The organism is Myxococcus sp. CA051A (assembly GCF_013336705.1).
GTDB lineage: Bacteria > Myxococcota > Myxococcia > Myxococcales > Myxococcaceae > Myxococcus > Myxococcus llanfairpwllgwyngyllgogerychwyrndrobwllllantysiliogogogochensis.
The window spans coordinates 1-524 of the sequence record NZ_JABUMS010000079.1 but is presented as its reverse complement, the minus strand read 5'-3'; the positions used below and the strand labels follow the sequence as shown (position 1 = coordinate 524).

The following is a 524-nucleotide window of genomic DNA, read 5'->3' as shown; positions in this document are numbered from 1 at the left end:
GCGATGTTGTCGCCCGGCATCACCATTTCCACGTTCTCAGGCAGCTTCACCGTTCCCGTCACGTCCGTCGTGCGGAAGTAGAACTGGGGACGGTATCCCTTGAAGAACGGGGTGTGGCGACCACCCTCTTCCTTCGACAGCACGTAGATCTGCGCCTTGAACTTGGTGTGCGGCTTGATGCTGCCCGGCTTGGCCAGCACCTGCCCGCGCTCCATGTCCTCGCGCTTCAGACCACGCACCAGCGCGCCGATGTTGTCTCCCGCCCGGCCCTCGTCCAGCAGCTTGCGGAACATCTCCACGCCCGTGACGACGGTCTTCTGCGTATCGCGCAGACCGACGACTTCAACTTCCTCGCCAACCTTGATGATGCCACGTTCCACGCGGCCCGTCGCCACCGTTCCACGGCCGGCGATGGAGAACACGTCTTCCACCGGCATCAGGAAGGGCTTGTCCGTCGCGCGCTGCGGCGTCGGGATGTAGCTGTCCACCGCCTCCATCAGCTTCAGGATGGCGCCCTCGCCGAC

1 protein-coding gene is annotated in these 524 nt (G+C 64.3%); it reads right to left on the bottom strand.

The features are described 5' to 3' along the window. A partial coding sequence (locus HUA74_RS44990; protein ID WP_254625572.1) for an EF-Tu/IF-2/RF-3 family GTPase occupies positions 1-524 on the bottom strand: 524 nt, incomplete at both ends.